Source organism: Nonomuraea muscovyensis, assembly GCF_014207745.1.
Lineage (GTDB): Bacteria > Actinomycetota > Actinomycetes > Streptosporangiales > Streptosporangiaceae > Nonomuraea > Nonomuraea muscovyensis.
The window spans coordinates 1-25,250 of the sequence record NZ_JACHJB010000005.1 but is presented as its reverse complement, the minus strand read 5'-3'; the positions used below and the strand labels follow the sequence as shown (position 1 = coordinate 25,250).

Below are 25,250 nucleotides of genomic sequence, written 5' to 3'. Positions count from 1 at the left end.
CCCGATGAGGAGAACACCATGAGCCTGCTCGACCTCGCCCCCGTGATCCCCGTCGTGGTGATCGACGACGTGGAGACCGCCGTGCCGATGGCGCGGGCGCTCGTCGCCGGTGGCCTGCCGGTCATCGAGGTGACGCTGCGGACCGAGCCCGCGCTGGAGGCGATCGGGCGAATCGCCGCCGAGGTGCCCGACGCCGTGATCGGCGCCGGGACCGTCCGCACGGCCGGCGACGTGGCGGCCTCGGTGTCCGCCGGGGCGAAGTTCCTGGTGAGCCCGGGCGCCACGCCGTCGCTGGCGGACGCCATGGCCGCGAGCGGCGTGCCGTTCCTGGCCGGGGCGGCGACCGCCTCCGAGGTGATGGCGCTGGCCGAGCGGGGGCTGAAGGAGCTGAAGTTCTTCCCGGCGGAGGCGGCGGGCGGCGTGCCGTACCTGAAGGCGCTGGCGGGTCCGCTGCCGGACGTGCGGTTCTGCCCGACGGGCGGCATCAGGCCGGCCACGGCCGCCGACTATCTCGCCCTGCCGAACGTGGGCTGCGTGGGCGGCACCTGGCTCACCCCGGCCGACGCGCTCGCCGCCGGCGACTGGGGGCGCGTGGAGAAGCTCGCCGCCGAGGCCGCCGCCCTCCGCTGACCCGCACCCGCCGCCGCGGCTGGCACGCTCGTCCGGCGGCTCGTGCGTGGGGCGCGCGTCGCCCTGCGGACGCCACGACCCGGCGAGCGCGTCAGGTCGCCACCGGGTGGGCCCTTCCTCCGTTAGAGTCTGGGGGGAAAAGGGCATGCCGGGCGCAGGATCGGTCGGTTCGCGGCGGCGGGACGACGACGGCGAGAGGACAGCGACGTTGGGGCAGCAAGGCCGCTCCGCGGGCACCCCGCTGACGCCCGAGGACCCGCCGGCGATCGGCCCCTATGAGCTGGTCAGCCGCCTGGGCTCGGGCGGCATGGGCACCGTCTACCTGGCCAGGGGCGCCGACGGGGCGCAGGTGGCACTCAAGGCGATCCGCCGCGGCTACGCCGCCGACCCGGTCTACCGGGCGCGTTTCCACGAGGAGGTGTCCAACGCCCGCAAGGTCGCCTCGTTCTGCACGGCCCGGGTGCTGGACCACGGCGAGCACGACGGGGTGCTCTACCTCGTCACCGAGTACATCGACGGCATCTCGCTCGAGGACCACCTGATCCAGCACGGTGCGCTGCCGTCGTCCGTGCTGCACTCGGCCGCGGTGGGCGTGGCGGCGGCGCTGACCGCGATCCACGCGGCGGGCCTGGTGCACCGCGATCTCAAACCGGCCAACGTGATGCTGACCCTGGCTGGGCCGCGCGTGATCGACTTCGGGCTGGCCCGTTCGACGCACGTCGAGTCCCGCCACACGAACGCCGGCATGGTCATGGGCACGCCCGGCTGGATCGCTCCGGAGCAGGTGTTCGAGGGGCGGACGAGCCCGGCCGGCGACGTGTTCGCCTGGGGGTCGCTGATCGCCTACGCCGGGCTGGGTGGGCATCCGTTCGGCGAGGGTGACGCGTACGTGATGGCGGCCCGCGCCCGCACCGCGCCGCCCGACCTGCGGGGGCTGCCGGCGCCGCTGGACCGGCTGGTCGCCGCGGCGATCCACCCCGACCCCGCGCGCCGCCCCGCCGCGCGGCAGTTGCTGCTGGAGCTGGTGGGGGCGGCCGACGAGCCGGCCGCGCAGCTCGCCGCGACCCGTCACCTCACCAACGCGTGGAACCCCACGGAGTTCCCGCCGCTGGCGGAGTTCCCGCGGGGTCCGCGCGGCCCGCAGGGCGCTCCGGTGCCGCATGACTCCCGTGGACGGCAGGCCCCTCCCCCGTCCCCTCCGCAGGCGTCGTCCCGCACGGTGCGCGCCCCGCAGCCGCCGCCCGCGCATCCGGCGGCCCAGGTGCCGCATCCCGAGCGCACCGGCCCCGTGCCCCCGGCCCATCTCGCGGCCCAGGCGGGCCAGGTGCCGCCGCCGGAGCGCACCGGGCCGGTCCCGCCGGTGCACCCGGCGCAGGTGCCGCACGCCGAGCGCACCGGCCCCGTGCCCCCGGCCCATCTCGCGGCCCAGGTGCCGCCGTCCGAGCGCACCGGGCCGGTCCCGCCGTCACGGCCTCCCGGGCCGCCGCCGCTCCACCAGACGGGTCAGGGGCCGCTGCCCCGGCCCACGGGACAGCACACGGGTCAGGGGCCGCTGCCGCCGACGGGCATGTACGCGCCGCAGAAGCCGCGCCGGAGCGTCCTCACGGGCTGCGTGACGGCCGTGGTGATCGCCGTGGTGCTCCTCGTGCTGGTGCTGGCCGTGATCGCGTGGGTCTCACGGACGCCCGCCGTGGGCGCCGACACCACGGTGCAGGACGGCCGCCTGAAGTTCGCGGTGACGGCCACGAAGTGCCCCAAGCCCGCAAAGTCGGCCGAGCAGCGCACCTGCCGGGTCACGGTGCAGGTCGACAACATCGGCCAGGAGGCCCGGGTGCTCTACCCGGGCCAGCAGAAGCTGTTCGACGAGGACGACCGGCTGCACGGCGGCGTCCGGCTGCTCGACAAGGAGGGCTCGGAGATCACGCCGGTCCGGGTCGGCCCGGGCGGCTCCTTCACCGGCACGGTGGTCTTCGAGCTGCCCAGGGACGCCAGTCCCGCCGGGGTGGAGTTGCACGACTCGGGCCTGAGCAACGGCGTGCGCGTCACGTTCGGCTGAACCACGCTGCCGGGGATCACGCGGCCCGCCGGGCATCCGGCGTGGGTCGTCGGAGCGGGGCGTGATGGAATGGCCAGATCCGCGCACTCAGGAGGCATCATGGCCATCGTCTCTCGCGGCTTCAGCGGCCGCCGCAGGGAGGGCGGTGAGCGGCTCCCGCCCGGACAGTATCTGGTCGAGGACTTCCCCGTGCTGTCGGCCGGGCCGACGCCGGTGGTCCCGCCGGACCGGTGGGAGTTCGCCATCGACACCGAGTCCGGGCAGACGCACCGCTGGTCCTGGCGGGAGCTGATGGCGCTGCCGCGGCAGAGGCAGACGGTCGACATCCACTGCGTCACCCGGTGGACCAAGCTCGACACCACGTGGGAGGGCGTCTCGCTCGACGTCCTGTTCGAGGACGTGGAGACGACCGCCGACTACGCGCTCGTCCACTCCTACGGCGGCTACACCACCAACATGCCGCTCGACGACCTGCTCGACGGCAAGGCGTGGATCGCCTACCGCTTCGACGGCGAGGAGCTGGCCCCGGTGCACGGCGGCCCGGCCAGGCTGCTGGTGCCCCACCTGTACTTCTGGAAGTCGGCCAAGTGGGTGCGCGGCATCCGGCTGCTGGACGACGACTGGCCGGGCTTCTGGGAGACCGCCGGCTACCACAACTACGGCGACCCGTGGCGCGAGCAGCGCTACGAGGACGACTGATGGCGCGTCGCCCGACCTGGCGGCCCGCCCGGCTGGCCGAGGTCCGCCGGGAGACCGGCACCGCCCGCACGCTGCGCCTGGAGGTGCCCGGCTGGCCCGGCCACGTGGCGGGCCAGCACCTGGACCTCCGGGTCACGGCCGAGGACGGCTACACCGCCCAGCGCAGCTACTCCCTGGCCGCTCCCGCCGACGGCGACTCGGTCGAGCTGACCGTGGAGCAGGTGCCCGACGGGGAGGTCTCGCCGTACCTGACCGAGGTCATGGAGGTCGGGGACGAGGTGGAGGTCCGCGGGCCGGTGGGCGGCTGGTTCGTCTGGCGGGCGGAGGGCACCGCGCCGGTGCTGCTCGTGGCGGGCGGGTCGGGCATCGTGCCGCTGATGTCCATGATCCGGGCCCGGCGGCGGGCGGCCAGCCGCGTGCCGTTCCGCCTGATCTACTCGCTGCGCGACTTCGGCGGCCGCTACTACGCCGAGGAGCTGCGCCGCCCGGACCCCGGGCTGGACGTCACCTACGTCTACACGCGCACCCCGCCCGAGGGCTGGCGCCGCCCGGCCGCCCGGATCATGCTGGACGACCTGGCCGAGGGCGGCTGGCCCGCCGGCTTCGAGCCCGAGTGTTACGTGTGCGGGCCGACGGGGTTCGTCGAGGCCGCCGCCGACCTGCTCCTCGCACTCGGGCACGCTCCCCAACGCATCAGGACCGAACGCTTCGGCCCGACCGGAGGCTGACATGACCGCTGACCACCTCGACGGCAACGCGCTGGCCGGCCCGCTGTCCGAGATCTTCGCCACGGACGTCACCGCCGCCACCGGCCGGTGCGCGAACTGCGGCCTGGCCGGGCCGATCGCCGGGCTGCACGTGTACGGCCCCGAGCCCGGGCTGGTGGCCCGCTGCCCCGGCTGCGACGAGGTCGTCCTGCGCCTGGTGCGGGGACCCGGCACGGCCTGGCTGGACCTGCGCGGCACCGTCTCGCTGCGCGTGTCCCTGCCCGACTGACCAGCTCCGCGTGTCCCTGCCCGACTGACCAGCTCCGCGTGTCCCTGCCCGACTGACCGGCTCCGCGTGCGTCACGTCGGTCGAGACCTTCTCACCGGTGCGGCACAGCGGGCGATGCCGCATCCCCCGCCTGGTCGACCAGCGCCACGCGGACGGCCGACGGGTCCGTGCCCGCGAGGGGGACGCCGAAGACGGCCGTGCGGTCCCGGGCCGCGTACACGACGAACCTGACGCCGTCGTCGTCCCACACCTCCCGCACGTCGGAGGTGAGGTGCGCGGCGGCCGAGCAGTACGCGGGGCTGCGGTACAGCAGGCGCAGCGACACCTCCAGCGGGACGTCGCGCGGCGGCGGCGCGGCGAGCGGCCGGCGCAGCCGGACGAGCAGGCGGCGCAGCGGCGTCAGCCAGTGGCGGTCCAGCTCGGCCGACAGGGCGAGCAGTGCCACGACCTCCGCCGCGCCCAGGGCGGCGAGCGGCGGCGTCAGCGGGTGGGGCCCCGCCCACAGCGCCGCGACGGAGGCGGCGAGCAGCAGGCCCGCGCGGGCGAAGGCGCGGCGGTCCACCGGGCGACCGTGGCCGCCGAGGCACCCGCACGACGAGGTGGGAGCCACCCGGTGCGCGTAGCCGAGGTAGGCCAGGAACCCCGTGGACAGCGCGACGGCCGCCGCCGCCCCCGCCACGGGCCGGGTGGGCTGCAGCAGCAGCGCCGCCGCCACGGCGAGCTCCGCAGCCCCGACGAGCATGAGCGCGGGGACCGCACGCGCCGGGCCGGTGAGCCGGGCGAGGGCGGTCTGCCCGGCCCGCTCGCGCGCCCGCCGGCTGAGCAGTTTCGCCAGCGCGGCCCAGACGAGGAAGAGGGCGATCACGTACGGCTGCGGCGCGGCGATCCCGTGCATGCGGCGCTCCTAGTGGGGGGAGAAGACGGTGGCGATGTCGACCTCGTTGGTGTCCGGCCGCCAGGCGCCGAGGACCTGCACGTGCTGGCCGACGCGCAGCACGGACAGGTCGCCGGAGGACGGGCCGCCCGCGTGGATCGCCACCGACGTGCCGGCCACGACGTGGCAGAGGATGTCCTGACCCTTGTGGTCGAGGTGGACCTTCTCGCGGGTGATGTTCTTGACGTGGCCCTTGATGTTGACGATGTTGAGCCAGACGGACTCGGCGGCGAGCATCCCGTCGGGCATCCGGACGCCCCTGGCGTACAGGCCGTCACCGGGTTTGGCCTGGTCGAAGCCGACCGGGCCGAGCTTCCACAGGCTCGTGCCGCCCACGACGCGGATGGTGTGGAAGACCATGTTCGAGCCGAGGACGAGCAGCGTGTCGTCCTTGACGGACCGGATGCGGCCCTCGGCGAAGTCGGGGTCGGGGGTGCCGGGCTCGACGCCCGGCGCGGGTCCGGCGGCGAAGGCGGCCTCGGGGCCCAGCGAGCCCAGCGCGGTCGCGGCGACGACGCCGGCGCCGGTCCCGAGCAGGGCGGACTTGAGCAGGTCTCTCCTGCTGGTCATCGGCTGCTCCTAGACGGTCGAGATCTCGCACGGCCGCAGGCCGGTGGACAGACTCGCGATCCGGCTGTAGGCGGCCGGGGTGAGGTCGATGAGCCGGTTGCTCGCGCAGGTGGAGCCGCAGCAGCTGCGCTCGCCGCAGAACAGGTCCGTCTGCGGGCCGCAGTCGGCGATGGCGGTGACGACGGCGCCCCCGCCGCACAGCGATGTGGTGCGGTGCTGGTAGCCACAGGTCCGGCGGGACAGCGAAACGCCGCAGGCGTCGGGCCGGGTGATGGCCCAGCAGGCGTCGGAGGTGTTGGGCCAGGCGTGCTGCAGGCTCCCGGAGTTGCAGGTGCCGCAGGCGCCCTTGCCGGTGCTGCTGCACGGGCCCCAGGCGGTGCCGCAGCAGAACCAGGAGACTTCTCCCCGGACGGGGGCTAAGAGATCGACGGGCGGGTCGGTGGACGGGGTACGGGCCATGCGCGTCCTCCTTGGTGGGCTCTGGCTGATCCCCCGATGGATGGTGCGGCGCCGCTGAAGGTTTCCGACTGATCCATTGATAACATGTAAGAATTTTTCGTCAATGCCCTGCCGTCGCCGAGTGTGGCGGGGTCGTGGGAGAGGCGGGGCGAGGCGCGTCCCGGGCGGGCCGCCGCCGGGTGCGGGCGGCCCGCGCGGTCAGGGGGCCAGGAGGGCGGATGCGGTGATCGGCGACTCGTGGGTGCCGGGCACCGTGCAGGCGTGGGCTCCGGCCCTGGCGCCGAGCCGTACGCACTGCTCCGGCGGCAGGCCGCGCAGCCTGCCGTACAGGAAGCCGGAGACGAACGCGTCGCCGGCGCCGTTGCTGTCGGCCACCGGGCCGGGCAGCGGCGCGGCGGGGAAGGCGCGCGCGGTCCCGCCCCGGGTCAGGACGAGGCAGCCGTCGGCGCCGCGCGTGCAGACCACCGTCTCGGCGCGCCCGCGCTCCACGATGTCGCGCATCGTCGCCTCGGGCTCCGCGAGGGCGGCGGCGGACAGGAAGACGAGGTCGGACCGGTAGGCGAAGTCCTTGTGGTAGTCGTCGCGGCCGTTCCAGTCGTGCAGGTCGGTGGAGACGGGCACACCGGCGAGGTCGTCGTAGGTGTGGCGGCCGAAGTCGGTGATCGAGACGTGCGCGTGGCGCGCCCGCACGCCCGTGTAGAGCTCGGGCGCCAGCCGCTCCCCCGGCGTGACCTTGGGGTCGAACAGCGACGTGCGCCGGCCGTCGGGGCCGACGAGCAGGACGCTGCGCCGGGTGCCCGCTTCGGCGCGCCCCCACGCGCAGTCGACGCCGCGCATCGCCTGCCGGATCAGCGCGCCCTGCGGGTCGTCGCCGATGAGGTCGGCGAACGCGACGGACAGGCCGAGCGCGGCACAGCCGAGCGCCACGCCGGCGCCGGTGTTGCCGATGCGGTCGATGACGGGCGGCACGGCGTAGGTGTCGGCGTACGGCAGCGGCAGCTCGGGCACGTAGACGGTCGTGTCGACCCCGGCCCCGCCGAGGACGAGCACGTCGTGCGTGACGCCGGGCTCGGGGTTCACCGGTTGACCAGGGGGCCGGAGCCGGTCGAGCCGCGCACCACGAGCTCCGGCTGGAAGACCAGCTCGACGTGCTTGGCGGGCGCGCCGTTGACCTCTTCGAGCAGCGTCTGCACGGCCGCCGACGCCATCGCGCCGATCGGCTTGCGCACGGTCGTCAGCGGCGGGTCGGTGAACGCGATCAGCGGCGAGTCGTCGAACCCGACCACCGACACCTCCCCCGGAACCGACAGGCCCCGGTCACGGCAGGCCCGGATGGCGCCCAGCGCCATCAGGTCGCTGGCGCACACCAGCCCGGTGCAGCCGCGCGCCAGGAGCTGCGCGGCGGCGGCCTGCCCGCCCTCCACGGAGAACAGCGAGCTGGCGATGAGGTCGTCCACGTCGGTCGCGCCGAGGAGCTGGGCCATGGCCTGCCTGTACCCTTCGATCTTGCGGATCACCGGGACGAACCTGCGCGGCCCGAGGGCCAGCCCGATCCGTTCGTGCCCGAGGTCGACGAGGTGCTGCACGGCCAGCCGGGCGGCGAGCCGGTCGTCGACGGAGATGAACGGCGCCTCGATGTGCTGGTTGTAGCCGTCGACCAGGACGATCGGCAGTCCCCGGTCGGTGAGGCGGGTGTAGCGGTCCATCCGGGCGGTGGTGTCGGCGTGCAGGCCGGACACGAACACGATGCCGCTCACCCCGCGGTCCACGAGCAGCTCGGTGAACTCGTCCTCGGGCGCGCCGCCGGGCAGCTGGGTGCACAGCACCGGCGTGAAGCCGTGCTGGGTGAGCGCCTTCTCGATGGCCTGCGCGAACGCGGGGAAGATGGGGTTGTCGAGCTCGGGCGTGACCAGACCGACCAGCCCGTTGCTGCGCTGGCGCAGGCGCGGCGGACGTTCGTAGCCCATGAGGTCGAGCGCGGCCATCACGGCCTGCCGGGTCGCGGCCGAGACGCCCGGCTTGCCGTTGAGCACCCGGCTGACCGTCGCCTCGCTCACGCCTGCCTGGGAGGCGATGTCGGAAAGCCGCGCGTGACCGTTCATGGCAGCCACTTTACTTTCCACCAGGCGGCCGAATCGGGCGCTCCGGGCTCGTCGGAGGCGATCAGCAGCTCGCCGTCCACCCGGAGGTCGGCGGGCTCCCCGGTGAGGTTGACCGCGCACACGACGTCGCCGCGGGAGAAGACCAGCGTGCCCTCGGGCGAGTCGTGCCAGACGAGGTCGCCCCGCAGCGCGGGCCGCAGCCGCAGCGCCCGCCGGTACAGCTCCAGCGTCGAGCCGGGGTCCTCCTGCTGGGCCGCCACGCTGAGCTCGGCCCAGTCGTCGGGGATCGGCAGCCACGGGTCGCTCCAGCCGGACTCGCGCGTCCACGGGATGGGCACCCGGCAGCCGTCGCGCCCGCTGTCGGGGTCGCGCAGCCGCTGCGGGTCGCACAGCACGTGGTCGGGCAGGTCCAGCACCTCGGGCAGGCCCAGTTCCTCGCCCTGGTAGACGTAGGCGGAGCCGGGCAGGGCCAGCGTGAGCAGCGCGGCGGCGCGTCCCCTGGCCAGGCTGCCGTAGCGGGTGACGTGCCGCTTGACGTCGTGGTTCGACAGCACCCAGGTGCTCGGCGCGCCGACGGAGCCGGCGGTGGCCAGCGACTCGTCGATCACCCGGCGCAGCGCGGCGGCGTCCCAGGGCGCGAAGAGGAAGTGGAAGTTGAACGCCTGGTGCAGCTCGTCCGGCCGGACGTAGCGGGCCAGCCGCTCGGAGGTGGGCGCCCACGCCTCGGCCACGCCGATGCGGTCGCCGGGGTAGGAGTCGAGGACGCGGCGCCAGGCGCGGTGGATCTCGTGCACGCCGTCGTTGTCGAAGAACGGCACGGGCTCGGCGCCGATCAGCCGGGAGTGGCCGGGGCGGCCGACGTCGGGCAGGCCGGCCGGCTTGACCATGCCGTGCGCCACGTCCACCCGGAAGCCGTCGACGCCGAGGTCGAGCCAGAAGCGCAGGACCGACTCGAACTCCGCGCGCACCTCGGGGTTGTCCCAGTTGAGGTCGGGCTGGGAGGGGTCGAACAGGTGCAGGTACCACTGCCCGTCCTCGACCTGTGTCCAGGCCGGGCCGCCGAAGATCGACTCCCAGTCGTTCGGCTCGTCGCGGAAGATGTAGCGGTCGCGGTGCTCGCCGCGCAGCGCCTCCTGGAACCACGGGTGCTCCGAGGAGGTGTGGTTGGGCACGACGTCCACGATCACCCGCAGGCCGTGGCCGTGCGCCTCGTCGATCAGCGCCTTGGCGTCGGCGAGGGTGCCGAACAGGGGGTCCACGTCGCGGTAGTCGGCCACGTCGTAGCCGAAGTCCTTCATCGGCGACGGGTAGAACGGCGTCAGCCAGATGGCGTCCACACCCAGGCCGGCCAGGTACGGCAGGCGGTCGCGCACGCCGATCAGGTCGCCGACGCCGTCGGCGTCACCGTCGGCGAAGCTGCGCACGTACACCTGGTAGATCACGGCATCGCGCCACCATGCGGTCATCAGGGCACCCCCAAGAAGTCGTCACCATGAAAGCGATTACCGCAACTTTACGCAAGTCCTTCCAGGTCTCGTTTTGTCATGCTTCGACCTCTGCCGTCCCAAATGTGGGCCGAAAACACGACCGAATTAGATCTTTCATGTCAAGGGTGGACATCAACTGTTAAAGCGCGATGTACTACCTCTCCAATCAGCCCCGTCACAGGTGACACGCGCGCAAGGTGTGAGCCCATGAGCTCCGTCGTTCTCGACAAAGTGACCAAGGTTTACCCAGGCGGCCACCTGGCGGTGGACCGGATGAGCCTGAAGGCCGAAAACGGCGAGTTCCTGGTGCTGCTGGGCCCCTCCGGTTGTGGCAAGTCGACGCTGTTGCGCATGATCGCCGGCCTGGAGGAGATCACCCGGGGCGACCTGTGGCTGGACGGCGAGCTGGCCAACCACCTGGCGCCGCGCGACCGCGACGTGGCCATGGTGTTCCAGAACGGCGCTCTCTACCCGCACCGCACGGTCCGCGGCAACATGGCATTCCCCCTGGAGATCGCCAAGGCCGACCCGACGAAGATGCGCGAGCGGGTCACCGAACTGTCCAAGGTCCTGCACATCGAGGAGACGCTCGAACGCCGCCCCGGCACCCTGTCCGGCGGCCAGCGGCAGCGGGTCGCGATGGGCCGGGCGATCGTCCGCCAGCCCAAGCTGTTCCTCATGGACGAGCCGCTGTCCAACCTCGACGCGGGCATGCGGACCGAGCTGCGCATGGAGATCTCCGCCCTGGTCAGGTCGCTCGGCGTCACCACGATCTACGTCACGCACGACCAGGTCGAGGCGCTCACGCTGGCCGACCGCATCGCCATACTCAACCGCGGGGTGCTGCAGGACGTCGGCACCCCGGCCCAGATCTACAACGACCCGGCGACGGCGTTCGTGGCCGCGTTCCTCAACTCCCAGCAGCTCAACCTGCTGGCCGCCACGGTGCACACGCCGCAGAACCAGTACGTGCTGCTCGACTTCGGGCCGCACCGGCTGATCATCCCGTGGAGCGATCCCAGGGCGTACGCGATCTCCCAGTACGTCGGCGGCCAGGTGCTGGTCGGCGTGCGACCCGACGGGCTGGCTCCGGTGCCCGAGTCGTACGACGGGCCGGCGTTCTTCGGGCGGGTGCGGGCGCTGGAGTACCACGGGCACGAGTGGCTCGCCTACATCGAGTGCGGCGTGCCCGCCGTGCCCGTGCCCGAGCCCCCGGACCGGCGCGTGGCCGCCCACGGCCCCGAGGGGCCGGGCCGGCTCGGCGGCATGGTGCGCCGCCTGTTCGGCAACCGCGAGGAGCGGGAGGAGCAGGAGCAGGTGGGCCAGCATCCCGGCAGCGGGACCCACCGCCGCGCCGACCTGATCGTCCGTCTGGGCGGCCGGCCGGTGTGGCGGGCCAACGACGCCGCCAAGGTGGGGGTGGACGTGTCCCGCCTGATGCTCTTCCGGCCGGACGGCTCCCGCATCGACACCCCACGCCGCTGATCACTCTGCGTCAGGGTGCGGAATACGCCTTGATCCTTTACAAAGGGCACGCGTGAAGAAGCTGTCCCCAGTGAACGACAAGGATCCCCCATGACGATGCTCAGCAGGCGAAGGCTGTTCCAGGCGGGCGCGGCGATCGTGCCGGCCGTCGCGTTGGACACCGCGTTCGCGCGGGCGAGCTCCGCCGCGACGGTGGAGACCTCGGGAGTGGCCCCCGCCGCCCTCGCCGGGTTCGACCGGGTCATGAAGACCTACGTGGCCGAGCGCGGCATCTCCTGCGCGCAGCTCGCCATCTCGAAGAACGGCCGGCTCGTGCTGGCCCGCGGCTACCGTTACGCCACCGACGCGCGGGCCGTCCCCGCGGTGTCCCCCACGTCGCTGTTCCGCCTGGCCAGCCTGAGCAAGCACATCACCGCGGCGGCCGTCATCCGCCTGGCCCAGGACGGCAGGCTCAGCCTGTCGGCACCGGTCGCCCCGCTCCTCGGCCTGTCGACCGCGACCGACCCCCGGCTGGCCAAGGTGACGGTGTGGCGGCTGCTGCAGCACACCGGCGGCTGGGACCGGGACATCTCCAAGGACTACCTGTACCTGGACCACACGATCGCCGCCGCGCTGGACGTCCCCCTGCCGATCGACCAGGACGACATCATCAGGTACGCGGGCAACCGCCCGCTCGACTTCGACCCCGGCTCCCGCTTCGCCTACAGCAACTACGGCTACCTGCTGCTCGGCCGGATCGTCGAGAAGGTGTCGGGGATGAGCTACGAGTCGTACGTCAAGCAGAAGCTGCTGGCCCCCGTGGGCATCACCAGGATGCGGCTGGGCCGCACGCCGCGTTCCCAGGCGGCGGCCGGTGAGGTGATCTACGATTCGGCGTACACCGCCAAGACCGTCACCGACGCGTCCGGCACCGTGGTGCCCACGCCCTACGGCGGCTTCAGCATGGAGAACCGCGGCCCCGGCGGCGGCTGGCTCGCCTCGGCGGTCGACCTGGTCAGGTTCGCGAAGGTCTTCGACGCCCCGGGCCCGGTGCTGAACGCCACCTCGATCGGCCGGATGTTCGCCAAGCCCGAGATCGGGACGAACGCCGACGGCTCGTGGTACGGAGCCGGCTGGTACGTGCGCCAGGTGCCGGGACACCTGAACACCTGGCACGCCGGGTCGCTGCCCGGGACGTACACCTACCTCGCCCGGCTGCAGAACGGCTTCACCTACGCCGCGCTGTTCAACCGCCGCGAGGAGGGCGGCAGCCTGGACTTCGACGTGCTGAGCCCGCGGATCAACGACGAGATCGGCAAGGTGACCACCTGGCCCACCACCGACCTCAGCTCCCGCTACTTCTGAGCACCCCGCGCACCCGGACGACGGGAATCGCCGGGCCGCCTGGGCGGCCCGGCGATGCGGGGCGATCCGGCTCCCGTTCCGCCGGAAAAATCCGGACTCATGGCGTTCTGGGGACGGATGTGTACTGTCGGGAGCAAGATTCTTCCCCGACCGTCTGGAGCCGTTCGAGATGTCGCTGTGGAAGGCGCTGGAAGGCGCGCGGGTGCTCGATCTCGCGCAGCCGATGCGCAGGGGCATGCCGCAGTCCCCCAACCACCCGCCGTTCCGGATGACGCTCGAACGCCGGCACGGTGACCTCGTCAGGCCCGACGGCGGCTCGGCCGCCAACGAGGTCATCGTCACCGGCGGCCACGTGGGCACGCACGTGGACGCGCTCGCGCACGTGTCGCAGGACGGCCTGCTGCACGGCGGCCGGCCCGCCGCCGAGGTGATGTCGCACGAGGGGTTCAGCGCGCTCGGCATCGACGCCTTCGAGCCGTACGTCGGCCGTTGCGTGCTGCTCGACGTGGCATCGGCGCACGGCGTGGACACGTTGCCGCCGGGCTACGAGGTGACCGCCGGCGACCTGGCCAGGGCCGCCCGGGACGTGGAGATCCGCGAGGGCGACGCCGTGCTGGTGGGCACCGGCTGGTCGCGGCTGTGGCAGTCGGCGGAGGACTTCACCGGCCTGCGCGGCGGCGCTCCGGGGCCGGGCATCGGCGCGGCCCGGTGGCTGGCCGAGCGGCGGCCGCGCGTGGTGGGCGGCGAGACCGTCGCCTTCGAGCACGTCCGCCCCGGCCGGGGACACGCCACGCTGCCGGTGCACCGCATCATGCTGGTGGAGGCGGGGATCAACATCGTGGAGACCATGCGGCTGGCTGACCTGCTGGACACGGGGGTGCGGGAGTTCGCGCTCGTGCTGAACCCGTTGCCGATCGCCGGCGCCACCGGCGCCCCCGTCCGGCCGCTCGCCCTGCTCGCCTGACCCCCGTCCCCTCGTCCCTCCGTGATCCAACCCCCCAGCAGCACCCAGGAGGCACCGTGACCACGCACGTGCAGCGGCTCGCCGAGTTCGCCGTCCGCTGCCGCGACCAGGGCGTTCCCGAGCGGGTGCGCGCGGACGTGGCCGGGCGGGTGACGGACGTGCTGGGCAACTGCCTGGCCGCCCACGCCGACCCGGACGGCGACGCCGCGCCCGCCGTGCTGCGGGCCGTGCGCCGCTGGGGCGGCACCGGGGAGGCCACCGCCGTGGGCAGCGGCGACCGGCTGCCGGCGCCGTCCGCCGCGCTGGTCAACGGCACGCTGGCGCACGCCCTCGACTACGACGACACCCACCTGCCGTCCGTGCTGCACCCGAGCGCCCCCGTGGTGCCGGCCGCGCTGGCCGCCGCCGAGGCCACGGGCGCGGACGGCGCCGCGCTGGTGGCGGCGGTCGCGGCGGGCATCGAGGTGTGCAACCGGCTGGGCATGGCCTCCTACCTGCCCGAGGCGCGCAACTCGCTGTTCTTCGAGCGGGGCCAGCACGCCACCTCCATCTGCGGCACGCTGGGCGCGGCCGTCGCGGCCGGGCTGCTGTTCGGGCTGGCGGAGGACGGCATCGCGCACGCCACCGGGGTGGCGGCCAGCATGGGGGCGGGGCTGCTGGAGGCCAACCGCACGGGCGGGACGATCAAACGGGCGCACTGCGGCTGGGCCGCCCACTGCGGGGTGTCGGCGGCCGTGCTGGCGCTGGAGGGGGTGACGGGGCCGCCGACGGTGCTGGAGGGCAGGTTCGGCTTCTTCGGGGCCTGGCTGGACGGCCGCTACGACGAGTCGGCGATGCTGTTCGCGCTGGGCCGCAGGTGGGAGCTGCTGCGCACCGTCTACAAGCCGTACCCGACGAACCACTTCACCCACCCCGGCATCGACTGCGCCCTGGCCCTGCGCGCGGACGGGCTGCGGCCCGCCGAGGTGGACGAGGTGGAGGAGGTGGAGCTGGGCGTGGCCGCTCCGGTGCTGCGCACGATCGCCGAGCCCCGGGAGGAGAAGGTACGGCCGCGCACGCCGTACCACGCGAAGTTCTCCGGCCCCTACACCGTGGCGGCGGCGCTGCTCGGCGGCGGGGGGCTCGGCCTCGCGGCGGACGACTTCGCCGCCCTGACGCCCGACCGGCTGGCGCTGGCGGCGCGGGTGCGGTGCGTGGCGGACGAGCGGGCGTCGGAGATCTTCCCGCGCGCGTTCGCCGCCGTGCTGCGGGTACGGCTGCGCGGCGGCGCCCTGCTGGAGCACCGGGTGGACTCCTCCCGGGGCGGCCCGGAACGGCCGCTGACACGGGAGGAGCTGGCGGTCAAGTTCCGCGCGAACGCGGGCCGGGCGCTGCCGGCGGACCAGGTCGAGGCGCTACTGGCGGCGGCCCGCGAGCTGCCGGTGTCGCCTTCTCCGGCGGCGCTGCTCCGCCTGACGGTCGCCCGGCCGCGTTGAGGTCGCGCCGAGGTCGCGCCGAGGTCGCGCGGGGACGGCGTGACCGCATACGCCTGCCGGGGCCGCCTCAGCGTGGCGGGATGCTCCAGCGAGGGCCGTCGGGGGTGTCCTCGACGAGCACGCCGCCCTCGGCCATGGCCTGCCTGAGCGCGTCCGCCGTCTCGTAGCCTCCCTTGCCGCGCACATCCTCGCGCAGCGCCAGCAGGGGGACCACGAGGCGGCGCAGGCCGGCGGCGGGCGCCACCTCGCCCAGGCGGGCGACCAGCAGCCGCATCAGGTCGCGGGCCTCGTCCACGCCGCCGGTGTCCTCCTCGGTGTCGGCGGCCCAGTGGACGAGCTCGGCTTCGAGGTCGAGCACGGCGCGGGCGGCGGCGGCCGGGTCGGGCTCCGGGCCGGCCAGAGCCGTCGAGAAGCGGCGTTCGCACGAGCGGACCGTCTCCTCCAGCGTGGCCCGGGCAGGCAGGGCAGAGGGCAGGGCAGGGGGCGGCGCGGCGGCCGGGCGGACGGCGCCGCCGGTCCCTTCGGCGAGGCGGCGCAGGTCGGCCAGGCCGGTGCGGGTGCCCGCCGGCAGGACGGCCGCCGAGCCGGGCAGCCGCACGGTCAGCCCGCCGCGGCCCGCCACCTCCACGGTCTCGGCGTCCAGGTCGACGAGCACGGCGGTGTGCTCGTCGATGCCGAGGACGGCGGCACCCGGCGGCAGGTCGCGTTCCATGCGGGCCAGCCGCCGCTCCCCCAGGTAGCAGAAGCGGGTGTCGTGGGTGCCGCCCTCGGCGTTGTCGAAGTGCGGGATGACGACGGCGCGCAGGCCGAGCGGCTCCAGCAGGCCGAGCCCGGGGCGCCAGTGCGGCTCGGCGCCCACCTTGTAGATCTCGTACACGGGCACCGTGGCCAGGCCGGCCGTGCACGCCGCCGCCGAGGCCAGCACGGTCACGCCCTGCCGGCCGCGGACGCGGGCCCGCAGGTCGCGGCCCACCGGCCCGCCGGCCCACCGGTCAAGCGCGTACGTGGGGCTGCCCGGCCCCGCGAACACCCAGCCGGCCCCGGCCACGTCGCCGGACACCTCGACCCGCAGTCCCACGCTGCGCTCGAAGTAGCGACGGGCGCGGGCGGAGATGTCGGCGGCGTTCTCCTGGAAGGCGTACGGGGTGTCGAGCAGCACCGCGCGCGCCCCCGGCCGCAGCCGCCCGGCCACCGCGCGGTGGACCTCCACCATGGTCGGGCTGGTCTCGCCCGACCCGATCAGCACCAGCATCCCGGGCACGGCCTGTCCGCCTCTCTCTCGCACGCCCTCGACTACAGCCATGCCCGACCCCGTCTTCAAGACCTCTGGCCATATGCGCTGCAGATGTTGTTGCATATGGCTGGCAGTAAGTTGACGGCGGTGACGGGAAGACACCTGGTCGCGGTCGAGACGATCCTGCTACGGGCTTGTCGGGCGGGTCTCCGGGTGGCTCAGGCGCGGGCGAGGCGGCGGCCGAGCGCCTGCATGGGACGTTCGACGAACCGGTACGCCAGCGCGCTCACCCCCAGCACCACGGCCAGGGCCGCGACCGACATGGCGAGCTGCAGCGGCAGCGGTGAGCGGCGCAGGTCCCCGGTGACCTCGTAGAAGTACTTCAGCAGCGGATGGTGCACCAGGTAGAGCGAGTAGCTGATCAGTCCGAGCCAGGTCAGCAGCCGCGGCAGGCGCCGCCCGCGCAGCGCCATGGCGCCGGCGAAGGTGACCGCCGCCAGCACGAGCGTGGTGATCCACACGTCCGGCTCGGCCCACCACCAGCCCGACATGACCGCCCGGACGGGCGCGACGGCGACCAGCGCGGCGGCGGCGGCCACCGGCCAGAGCGTGCCGCGGCCGCGTTCCCAGCGGTGGACGGCGGTGCCCGCGAACATCACGCCCAGCACGGTGACGCCCATCCACGGCACCCGGCTGCCCAGCACCAGCAGCGTCACGCCCATCAGGCCCAGCGCGCACGCCCCGGCCGCCCGGAACCTGCCCGAGACGACGCAGGCCAGCCCGGCGGCGAACACCGCGGCCGAGGCGTACGCCACCCAGCCGCCCGAGACGACGGCCCCGGCCACGGCCACCCCGACGACGACCGAGCCGGCGGCGAACAGCACGGCCAGCAGCCCGCTGCGCCGGTGCACCCCGGCGACGAACAACGCGGTCACCAGGAGGTAGAAGACCATCTCGTACGACAGCGTCCACATGGTGTCGGCGACGCCCCCCACGCTCACCACGTCGAGCAGCATCGTCGCGTGGGCCGCCACCGCCGACCCGTCGCGCGGCACCTCGCCCCGCACCGGGACCCACCACGCCAGCCCCACCACCAGGGCGGTGACCCCCAGGTAGAGCGGGTAGAGCCGGAAGGCCCGGCCGATCCAGAACCTGCGCACGTCCCCGTGCCGTTCCAGCGACGCCGGGATGATGTAGCCGCTGACCAGGAAGAACACCATGATCCCGTAGACACCGAGGCTGAACCAGAACGGCCGCAGCGACGGCAGGAACCACGGCAGCAGATGCTCGGCCACCACCGCCATGGCCCCGATCCCCCGCAACGCGTCCAGCCACGCCAGCCTCTCGGCGGCGGCCGTGGGTGGGAGGGTGGGGTGGCCGGGGGGTGTGGGCTTCGGCGGCGGCTGGGCGGCGGCGGCTGGTGACACCCGCCCCAACCTACCCATATCCACTCAAGTGATGCGACGGCTACGCAGAGGCGCGTGGTGGCCGCCCTGCCGCGGTCACCAGCCGACGCGGCCCTTGCCGGAGACGAGCGCGCGGGCGATGACCAGGCGCTGCACGTCGTTGGTGCCCTCGCCGATCGCCATCAGCGGCGCGTCCCGGTAGAGCCGCTCGACCACGTACTCCTGCGAGTACCCGTAACCGCCGTGGATCCGCATCGACTCCAGCGACGCCTTCAGCGCCACCTCCGAGGCGAAGTACTTGGCCATGCCCGCCTCCATGTCCACCCGGGCGCCGCCGTCGGCGCGGGAGGCGGCCCAGTAGGTGAGCAGCCGCGCCGCCTGGATCTCGGTGGCCAGGTCGGCGAGCTTGAGCTGGACGGCCTGGAAGTCGGCGATGGGCTGCCCGAAGGCGGTGCGCTCGCGCGCGTAGCCGAGCGCGGCGTCGTAGGCGGCCTGGGCGACGCCGACGGCACGGGCGGCGATGTTGATGCGGCCCAGCTCCAGCCCGCCGAGCACCTGCTGCATGCCGCGTCCTTCGACCCCGCCGAGCAGCGCCGCGACCGGGACCCGCACCTCGTCCAGCACGACCTCGCACGTCTCGGTGCCCTTGTAGCCGAGCTTGGGCAGGTCGCGGCTGACGGCGAAGCCCGCCGACGAGGGGTCGACGAGCAGCACCGACATGCCCTTGTGGGCGGGTTCGGTGATGGAGGTCTTGACCAGGACGGGGAGCGGGTCGGCGTGGCGGGCGTTGGTGATCCACGTCTTGGTGCCGGTGACGACGTAGTGGTCGCCGTCGCGGACCGCGCGGGTGGCGATGCCCTGCAGGTCGGTGCCGGCGCCGGGCTCGGTGAGCGCGATCCCGGTACGGCGGGCGCCCGTGGCCAGGTCGGGCAGGTGCAGCCGCTTCTGCTCGTCGGTGCCGTGGCGGGTGATCATGGAGCAGGCGATGGAATGGGAGCCGATCGTGCCCGCCACGCCCATCCAGCCGCGCGCGATCTCCTCGAAGACCAGCGCGAACGACACCATGTCGGCCGCCAGCCCGCCGTACTCCTCGGGCACGGACAGGCCGAACAGCCCCATCCGCTTCATCTTCTCGACGATCTCGGTGGGATGGCGGCCGGAGTGCTCCCACTCGGTGGCGACGGGAACGATCTCCTTGTCCACGAACGCGCGCAGCGTCTCGCGGAAGGCCCGCTGCTCGTCGGTCAGCTCGAAGTCCATGCGGTCTCCGTTCGCTCAGGGGGAGAGAGGGCCCGACTTGGCCTGCGGGAAGTGGTGCTTGTCGTGCGGGGCGTCGCGTTTGTAGACCATGACGGTGCGCCGCCACGACATGATCTCGTCGCCGTCCTGGTTGAGCCCGCGGGTGCGGCAGGTGACGATGCCCGCGTACGGGCGCGACGCCGACTCGCGCATGGCCGTGACGACGGACTCTGCGTAGAGCGTGTCGCCCACGAAGACCGGGTGGGTGAGCCTGATGTCCTCCCAGCCGAGGTTCATGAGGGCGGTCTGGCTCATGTCGATCACCGACAGGCCGAGGACGACGGCGACGGTCAGGCCCGAATTCACGATGATCCTGCCGGTCGGGGAGGCGGCGGCGAAGTGGGCGTTGAAGTGGTTCTGGTTGGTGTTCATGGTGAGCAACGTGAACCAGGTGTTGTCGGCCTCGCTGATCGTGCGGCCGAGCGGGTGCTGGTAGACGTCGCCGACCACGAAGTCCTCGTAGTAGCGGCCGATGCCGGGTTCGTGGACGGTCACGGGCGACCCCCTCCTCACGACGGCCTGGCGATCACGCCGTCCGGCGCCGCCCTGCCGGTCACGCTCTGCCGATCACACTGGTGATCACGCTAGGAGGCGCGCCCGCACGGGTCAACGCCCTGACCGCGGACGCGCGGGCCAGGCTTCCGCCGCCGCCCCGGCCGGTGTGTCGCCCCGAACGTCCGCTACCGGGAGGACGTGGGCAGCAGCGCGGAGACGACGGCGACGATGCGGGCGGCGCGGTCCAGCTCCGCGCGGTGGAAGACAGGCCCGTCGGCGCGGGCCACCACCACGTGCAGCCCGTGCGTCGTCACCGGCAGCAGCATCAACCGCAGCTTCTCCGTCACCAGGGTGGCCGCGCGCAACGGCGGCTCGGGCAGGTCGAACGACGGCGGCGCGGCCAGGCTGGCGTGCCGGACCACGCCCTCCGCCAGCGCCAGCGACCACTCGGCCCCGCACAGCCCCGGCAGGGCGTCCACCAGCGTCGCGATGCCGCGCGACGGCTCCGCCGCGACGTGCATGAGCAGGTCGTAGTCCGGCGCCGATCCGGGCACGTCCCGGGTCGGCCAGACCCCCTCCACCCGCACCCCGGGCATGGCGGAGAGCCGGTCCCGCACCTCGTCCGTCGTGACCGCGCCGGGCCAGGACACGATGAAGTCGTCCACGGCCCGCCCGGCTTCACGCTCGAGCACGGTGACCTGCAGGATGTCGGCGCCCAGCGCGCCGAGCGCCCTCGCGACCTGCCCGAGGCAGCCCGGCCGGTCCGGTAGCGACACCCTCAGTCGCAGCAGCATTGCCGACCCCCTTCCAGAGGCTCTCACAGTGCCGCTCCAAGGTTTCGGGCACGTTCCATACACATGTCACACATGCTGCAGATATGTCCAAGCATGCAGCGATCCGCCGGGATTGTCACGAGTGAACCGTCAGGCGAACACGTCCTGCTGGTAGCGGCCGCTCTCCTCCAGCTCGGCCAGCCAGGCGTCCCCGTCGCGGCCGGTACGCCGCCGGTGCAGGGCGAGCAGCGCCTTGCGCACGGCGGGCGCCATGCGCAGCCCGTCGCCGCACACGTACACGTGCGCCCCCTGCTCCAGCAGCTCCCACACCGTGTCCCCGGCGGCGGTGACGGCGTCCTGCACGAAGCGGTGCGGGTGGCCGGGCACGGCGGAGAACGCGGTGTGCACGCTCACCCCGGGGGCGTCGCCCCACGCCTCCAACTCCTCGCGGTAGAGCAGGTCGTGTTCGGGATGGCGGCATCCGGCGAACACCTCGGCCCGCCCGGTGGCGCCGGTCAGCGCCCGCTCCTCCAGGAACCCGCGCAGCGGCGCGAACCCGGTGCCCGGCCCGACGAGGATGACCGGCGTGGCGGGGTCGTCCGGCAGCCGGAACGGCGGCGCGGGCTCGCGGACGTAGCCGTAGAACGTCTCGCCCTCGGCCAGCCCGGCCAGGTAGGCCGAGCACATGCCGTGATATTCGCCGCTGCCCGACCAGGCGGGTCCCTCGACCAGGCCGACGGTGATCCGCACCCGGCGCGGGTCGGCCAGCGGCGAAGACGACACCGAGTAGTAGCGCGGCCTGATCGGCCCGGCCATCTCCAGGAAGGCGGCCAGCGGCAGCTCGATCGCCGGGAACCGGTCGAGCAGCGCCAGAGGCGAGACCCGCTTGGCGAGGATCTCGTCGGCGTAGCCGGCGGCCAGCTCCGCGAGCTGGCCGCCCGTCCACGGGCAGGACGTGTGGGCGGCCAGCGTCTCCAGGTCGGATCGGGTGGCCACCTCCTGCAGCTCGGCGAACTCGGTGAGCAGCAGTCCGGCGGTGACCGGCCGGTCCACGGGCAGGTGCGTGGCCGAGCGGGAGCGCAGCCGCACCACCTGCTCCCTCGGGACGCGCAGGCAGCGCAGCGCCCACTCCACCAGCTCGGGGTCGTTCTTGGCGAAGACGGCCAGGTGGTCGCCGGCGTGGTAGGTGACGCCCTCGGGCAGCTCGGCGACGATCGAGCGGACGCCGGGCCGCGGCGCCTCCACCGAGAAGTCCCACAGCCCGGTGGGGTCACGGGTGAGCTCCTCGTTGGCGACGACGGTCAGCGGGAACGCCCGCGTGGACACCACCGCGGGCCGCACCTCGGCCTCGGTGAGCACCTCCAGCTCGTAGCGGGGCCCGGCGTCCTCGGCGGAGGCGCTGTACTCGGCGGCGAGCGCCGCCCACAGCCCGGCCGTCCAGGCGGAGACGTCACCGTCGAAGTCGCCGTCCGCGTCGGCCTCGCCCCGCTCCACCAGCGGCACGGCCCCGGCGGCGACGAGCTTGTCACCGGCGCGGCGCGGGAACGCCTGGTAGGTGGGCCACTGGGTGTTGCCACAGCCCAGCACGGCCAGCCGCACCCCCGACAGGTCGGGCAGGCTCTCCAGCGCGTCGAAGCGCTGGGCGTTGTCGGGCGCCTTGCCGTTGTAGGAGGAGGCGATCACGACCAGCACCCCCTCGCGGGGCGGGTCGAGCTCGTCCAGGGTGGTCAACGTCGCGGCGAACCCGGCCCGACCGGCGCGCTCGGCCAGCCGTTCGGCGATGTCGGAGCAGGTGCCCAGGTTGGAACCGTAGGCGACGGTGAGCGCCACCCCGGTCACGGCGATGTCCTGCTCCTGCTCCGGCGTCACCGTCTCGGCCTGCGCCGCCGGGGCGAACCGCTCGTGCGGGACACGCTCGCGTACCCGCAGCGTGAAGCCCTCGGGCTTGAGCGTGAGCGTCTGCTTGATCTTCATCCGGTACGCCGCGGGGTCCGACAGGGCGAAGCGCCGCAGGACCATCGCCAGCGCCAGCCGGGCCTCGGTGAGCGCGAACTGGCGGCCGATGCAGGCCCGTTCGCCGTTGCCGAAGGGCTTGTAGGCGGCCGGGTGGTGGTCCGCCCGGCGCTCGGGCAGCCAGCGGTCGATGTCGAACTCGTCGGGCCGGTCCCACGCCTTGGGGTGGCGGTGCAGCGACGGCAGCAGCACGACCAGCGGCTCGCCCGCGCGCAGCGGGTAGCCGCCGCCGATCGTGGTGTCGGACTCGGCGGTCACGGCGAACGCGGGGATGGGCGACCAGATCCGGAGCGTCTCCTCCAGGACGCGCGCGATCACGTCCAGCTTCATGATCGTCTCGTAGGTGGGCGGCTCGTCGCCCGGCAGCATCCGGTCCACCTCGTCATAGGCGCGGGCGAGGGTGTGGGGGTTGCGCAGCAGGTTGTACAGGGCGAAGGAGAGCAGGCCGCTGGTGGTCTCGTGCCCGGCGATGAGGAAGGTGAGCACCTGGTCGCGGATGTTCTCGTCGGACAGCCGCTCACCGCTCAGCGGGTCGGACGCCTCCAGCATCAGGCCGAGCAGGTCGCCGGCGCCGCCGCCTTCGGCCCGGCGGCGCCGGATCACGTCGTCGACCAGCTCGCGCATGGTGGCGATGTCGCGCCGGTAGATCTCCTCCTGCCTGCGCCGGAGTCTGGTGACCACGGGGAGCCGCTGGTTGCGCAGCATCGCCTCGGTGAGCGCACCGCCCATGGCCTGCAGGAAGGGGTGCAGCTCGGGCTTGTCGAAGGACTCGAACCGGTAGCCGAACCCGGTGAGGGAGATCGTGTCGAGCGTCAGCCGCGTCATGTCGTCGGACACGGGGAGGTCCTGCCCCTGCCGGGCGGCCCAGGAGGCGACGAGTTGCTCGGCCACCTCCAGCATCTGCGGGTAGTACGCCCTCATCGACCGCTGGCTGAACGCCGGCATGAGGATGCGGTGCGCGTGCCCCCACACAGGGGTGTCGATGTCGGCGGTGAACAGCCCGTCCCCGGCGAAGTCGCGCACGATCGTCAGCGGCGGCTGGATCCGCTTCTTGAACCGCGTCTCGTCGCACGCCTCCGCGACCATGTCCGGGTCGTAGACGAACGTCACCTTCCGGCCAACGATGTCCAGCCGGAACAGGCCCTCCTCGTAGCGGTCGGCGAGCTCGGTGAAATGGGCCGCGGGCGAGTGGGCGGGGATCTGCAGCGTGTTGCCGAGGAGGGGCAGGCCCTGCGGGGCGGGGATCTCCTTCACGAGCACTCCGTGGTGTCAGCGGGCATCGGCAGCCATACGGTGTATGGCTACCGATACCATACGGCGTATGGCTGCCGGTGCGCGCAGGGGTTCCCCCCTCACCCTCGAAGAGATCTACGCCACAGCGCTACGACTGGCGAACGAGGGCGGCGTCGAGGCGCTGTCCATGCGCAAGCTCGCCGCGGCCCTCGACGTGAACCCGATGTCCCTCTACCACCACGTGGCGAACAAGACGGCGCTGATCGACCAGATATGCCTGACCATGGGCGAGCGGCTGGAGATCCCCGTCATGGACGGCGCCCCCTGGCCGGAGCGGCTGCGCGCCCTCGGCCACGCCTACCGGCGGCTCGCCACGACCTACCCGTCACTGTGGCGGTACGTGCACACCCATCCCGAGCTGGTCGCCGCACGGGAGGGCGGGCTGTGGGACGTGTTCCTGCCGATCCTGCGGGCGGCCGGGGTGCCCGAGGAGGAGCTGCTGCGGACGGCCGACGTGCTGCACGGGTTCGTGACGGGCCTGATCATCAACCAGCAGAACGGTCACGTGGGCGGCGACCGGTCGCCGGAGGCGATGGACCTGATGTTCGAGGCGGCCATCGACCTGATCGTCGCCGGCGTGTCCGCCCGCTTCTCCCCCGCCGGCTGAGGCGCCGGGGAGAAGCGGCGGACACGCCGGCCGTCAGGCCAGCAGGTCCTCGATCAGGTCGGCCGCCCGCGCCGATCCACCCTCCGCCCGTACCTCCGCGCTCAGCGTCGCCGACCGGCGGGCCACCTCGGCGTCGCCCGTGAGGTCGAGCAGCGCCCCGCGCAGCGCCTCAGCCGTGGCGTCGGCCGTGTCGAGACGCCGGGCGACGCCCAGCTCGACCAGCCGGTCCGCGTTGGCGAACTGGTCGACGCCCTGCGGGACCGCGATCATCGGGACGCCCGCGTACAGGCCCTCGCTGCTGCCGCCCATGCCCGCGTGCGTGACGAAGGCGTCGGCCTGCAACAGGATGGCGAGCTGCGGCACCCAGGTGTGCACCTCGACGTTCGCCGGGACGGGACCCAGCACCGCCGGGTCGGTGTGGCGGCCGATCTGCAGCACCACGTGCCATCCCGGCAGGTCGCCGAAGGCCGCCAGGCAGCGGCGGTAGAACTCCGGCTGCCGGGTGTAGGCGGACCCGAGCGAGATCAGCAGCACCTTGTCCGCCCCGGCCGGGCGGGTCCAGCCGCCCTGGTCGAGCCGGCTGCCGAGACACGGCCCGACGAACGTCACCGTCTCGGTGTCGACCCGGTCGGCGTTCGGCTGCATGGCCTTCGGCACGACCGCCACGGCCTTCCCCGGCCGGCCGGGGAAGGCGTCGACGTCGGTGGTGACCGCCCCGGAGCCGGCCAGCCACTCGGCGAACACCGCCCGGAACTCGTCGGCCCCCGGCAGCGCCCACAGGTGCGCGGCCACCTCCTCCTCGTACCCCTTCCACGCCACGTACGTGGGTGACAGTTGCACCATCGGCCGCCCCTGCGCCTCGGCGAGCGCCCGCGCGGCGTAGGCGCCGATGTCGTACAGGTAGAGGTCGGCCGGGTCGTCGTCGTAGA

The 25,250-nt window shown here is 73.6% G+C and carries 23 protein-coding genes; 10 read left to right on the top strand and 13 right to left on the bottom strand.

All coding sequences use genetic code 11. The features are described from left to right. Nucleotides 1-18 precede the first annotated feature (18 nt). The 5 genes from eda to FHU36_RS42260 all read left to right on the top strand — a co-directional run bounded on the left by eda (nucleotide 19) and on the right by FHU36_RS42260 (nucleotide 4,381). Nucleotides 19-630 carry a bifunctional 4-hydroxy-2-oxoglutarate aldolase/2-dehydro-3-deoxy-phosphogluconate aldolase gene (gene eda / locus FHU36_RS42280; protein WP_185089794.1) on the top strand — a complete coding sequence of 204 codons (612 nt, stop codon included), beginning with the start codon at nucleotides 19-21 and terminating at the stop codon, nucleotides 628-630. Nucleotides 631-838: 208 nt separating this feature from the next. Further along, nucleotides 839-2,686: a serine/threonine-protein kinase gene (locus FHU36_RS42275; RefSeq protein ID WP_185089793.1), complete on the top strand. Its 1,848-nt coding sequence runs from the start codon at nucleotides 839-841 to the stop codon at nucleotides 2,684-2,686. 99 nt (nucleotides 2,687-2,785) lie between these two features. Next, nucleotides 2,786-3,385 (top strand): sulfite oxidase-like oxidoreductase, encoded by a 600-nt coding sequence (locus FHU36_RS42270; protein ID WP_185089792.1) that lies wholly within the window; start codon nucleotides 2,786-2,788, stop codon nucleotides 3,383-3,385. Continuing rightward, nucleotides 3,385-4,113, top strand: a complete 729-nt coding sequence (locus FHU36_RS42265; RefSeq protein WP_221497441.1) for a ferredoxin reductase — start codon at nucleotides 3,385-3,387, stop codon at nucleotides 4,111-4,113. The genes FHU36_RS42270 and FHU36_RS42265 overlap by 1 nt, the downstream gene beginning before the upstream one ends. Before the next feature lies 1 nt (nucleotide 4,114). Continuing rightward, the gene (locus FHU36_RS42260) at nucleotides 4,115-4,381 is read left to right on the top strand and encodes a DUF6510 family protein (protein ID WP_185089790.1); all 267 of its coding nucleotides are present in this window, start codon (nucleotides 4,115-4,117) and stop codon (nucleotides 4,379-4,381) included. Between the two features lie 91 nt (nucleotides 4,382-4,472). Here FHU36_RS42260 and FHU36_RS42255 read toward each other — a convergent pair whose 3' ends face one another. The 6 genes from FHU36_RS42255 to FHU36_RS42230 form a co-directional block, all read right to left on the bottom strand. Continuing rightward, the gene (locus FHU36_RS42255; protein WP_185089789.1) at nucleotides 4,473-5,276 is read right to left on the bottom strand and encodes a MauE/DoxX family redox-associated membrane protein; all 804 of its coding nucleotides are present in this window, start codon (nucleotides 5,274-5,276) and stop codon (nucleotides 4,473-4,475) included. Nucleotides 5,277-5,285: 9 nt separating this feature from the next. Further along, nucleotides 5,286-5,885 (bottom strand): cell wall protein, encoded by a 600-nt coding sequence (locus tag FHU36_RS42250; RefSeq protein ID WP_185089788.1) that lies wholly within the window; start codon nucleotides 5,883-5,885, stop codon nucleotides 5,286-5,288. A 9-nt stretch (nucleotides 5,886-5,894) separates the two neighbouring features. Continuing rightward, nucleotides 5,895-6,344, bottom strand: coding sequence for an RlpA-like double-psi beta-barrel domain-containing protein (locus FHU36_RS42245; RefSeq protein ID WP_185089787.1), 450 nt, complete (start codon nucleotides 6,342-6,344; stop codon nucleotides 5,895-5,897). A 198-nt stretch (nucleotides 6,345-6,542) separates the two neighbouring features. Beyond that, nucleotides 6,543-7,424 carry an adenosine kinase gene (locus FHU36_RS46125; RefSeq protein ID WP_185089786.1) on the bottom strand — a complete coding sequence of 294 codons (882 nt, stop codon included), beginning with the start codon at nucleotides 7,422-7,424 and terminating at the stop codon, nucleotides 6,543-6,545. Further along, nucleotides 7,421-8,446 carry a LacI family DNA-binding transcriptional regulator gene (locus tag FHU36_RS42235; RefSeq protein WP_185089785.1) on the bottom strand — a complete coding sequence of 342 codons (1,026 nt, stop codon included), beginning with the start codon at nucleotides 8,444-8,446 and terminating at the stop codon, nucleotides 7,421-7,423. Before FHU36_RS42235 ends, FHU36_RS46125 begins: the two co-directional genes overlap by 4 nt. Continuing rightward, nucleotides 8,443-9,912, bottom strand: a complete 1,470-nt coding sequence (locus FHU36_RS42230; protein ID WP_185089784.1) for a glycoside hydrolase family 13 protein — start codon at nucleotides 9,910-9,912, stop codon at nucleotides 8,443-8,445. The genes FHU36_RS42235 and FHU36_RS42230 overlap by 4 nt, the downstream gene beginning before the upstream one ends. A 228-nt stretch (nucleotides 9,913-10,140) precedes the next feature. Here FHU36_RS42230 and FHU36_RS42225 point away from each other — a divergent pair, with 228 nt between their 5' ends. The 4 genes from FHU36_RS42225 to FHU36_RS42210 all read left to right on the top strand — a co-directional run bounded on the left by FHU36_RS42225 (nucleotide 10,141) and on the right by FHU36_RS42210 (nucleotide 15,201). Further along, nucleotides 10,141-11,418, top strand: a complete 1,278-nt coding sequence (locus FHU36_RS42225; protein ID WP_185089783.1) for an ABC transporter ATP-binding protein — start codon at nucleotides 10,141-10,143, stop codon at nucleotides 11,416-11,418. A 90-nt stretch (nucleotides 11,419-11,508) separates the two neighbouring features. Continuing rightward, a complete protein-coding gene (locus tag FHU36_RS42220; RefSeq protein ID WP_185089782.1) occupies nucleotides 11,509-12,762 on the top strand; it encodes a serine hydrolase domain-containing protein in 1,254 nt (417 codons plus the stop codon). Nucleotides 12,763-12,931: 169 nt separating this feature from the next. Then, nucleotides 12,932-13,726: a cyclase family protein gene (locus FHU36_RS42215; protein ID WP_185089781.1), complete on the top strand. Its 795-nt coding sequence runs from the start codon at nucleotides 12,932-12,934 to the stop codon at nucleotides 13,724-13,726. 56 nt (nucleotides 13,727-13,782) lie between these two features. Further along, nucleotides 13,783-15,201, top strand: coding sequence for an MmgE/PrpD family protein (locus FHU36_RS42210; RefSeq protein WP_312892223.1), 1,419 nt, complete (start codon nucleotides 13,783-13,785; stop codon nucleotides 15,199-15,201). A gap of 67 nt (nucleotides 15,202-15,268) precedes the next feature. Here FHU36_RS42210 and FHU36_RS42205 read toward each other — a convergent pair whose 3' ends face one another. From FHU36_RS42205 to FHU36_RS42180, 6 genes are all read right to left on the bottom strand, one after another. Next, a complete protein-coding gene (locus tag FHU36_RS42205) occupies nucleotides 15,269-16,486 on the bottom strand; it encodes a hypothetical protein (RefSeq protein WP_185089780.1) in 1,218 nt (405 codons plus the stop codon). A gap of 167 nt (nucleotides 16,487-16,653) precedes the next feature. Beyond that, a complete protein-coding gene (locus FHU36_RS42200; RefSeq protein ID WP_312892222.1) occupies nucleotides 16,654-17,862 on the bottom strand; it encodes an acyltransferase family protein in 1,209 nt (402 codons plus the stop codon). 75 nt (nucleotides 17,863-17,937) lie between these two features. Then, nucleotides 17,938-19,101, bottom strand: a complete 1,164-nt coding sequence (locus FHU36_RS42195; RefSeq protein ID WP_185089778.1) for an acyl-CoA dehydrogenase family protein — start codon at nucleotides 19,099-19,101, stop codon at nucleotides 17,938-17,940. 15 nt (nucleotides 19,102-19,116) lie between these two features. Further along, nucleotides 19,117-19,635 (bottom strand): MaoC family dehydratase, encoded by a 519-nt coding sequence (locus tag FHU36_RS42190; protein ID WP_185089777.1) that lies wholly within the window; start codon nucleotides 19,633-19,635, stop codon nucleotides 19,117-19,119. A 185-nt stretch (nucleotides 19,636-19,820) separates the two neighbouring features. Next, complete coding sequence (locus FHU36_RS42185) at nucleotides 19,821-20,429, bottom strand: ACT domain-containing protein (RefSeq protein WP_185089776.1); 609 nt, start codon at nucleotides 20,427-20,429, stop codon at nucleotides 19,821-19,823. Nucleotides 20,430-20,558: 129 nt separating this feature from the next. Then, complete coding sequence (locus tag FHU36_RS42180; RefSeq protein WP_312892220.1) at nucleotides 20,559-23,675, bottom strand: bifunctional cytochrome P450/NADPH--P450 reductase; 3,117 nt, start codon at nucleotides 23,673-23,675, stop codon at nucleotides 20,559-20,561. Nucleotides 23,676-23,742: 67 nt separating this feature from the next. On the opposite strand from FHU36_RS42180, the gene FHU36_RS42175 reads away from it, so the two are divergent. Next, a complete protein-coding gene (locus FHU36_RS42175; RefSeq protein ID WP_185089774.1) occupies nucleotides 23,743-24,321 on the top strand; it encodes a TetR/AcrR family transcriptional regulator in 579 nt (192 codons plus the stop codon). Nucleotides 24,322-24,354: 33 nt separating this feature from the next. On the opposite strand, the gene FHU36_RS42170 is transcribed toward FHU36_RS42175, so the two are convergent. Continuing rightward, the coding region (locus FHU36_RS42170; protein WP_281394639.1) for a macrolide family glycosyltransferase at nucleotides 24,355-25,250 on the bottom strand (896 nt) is incomplete at its 5' end.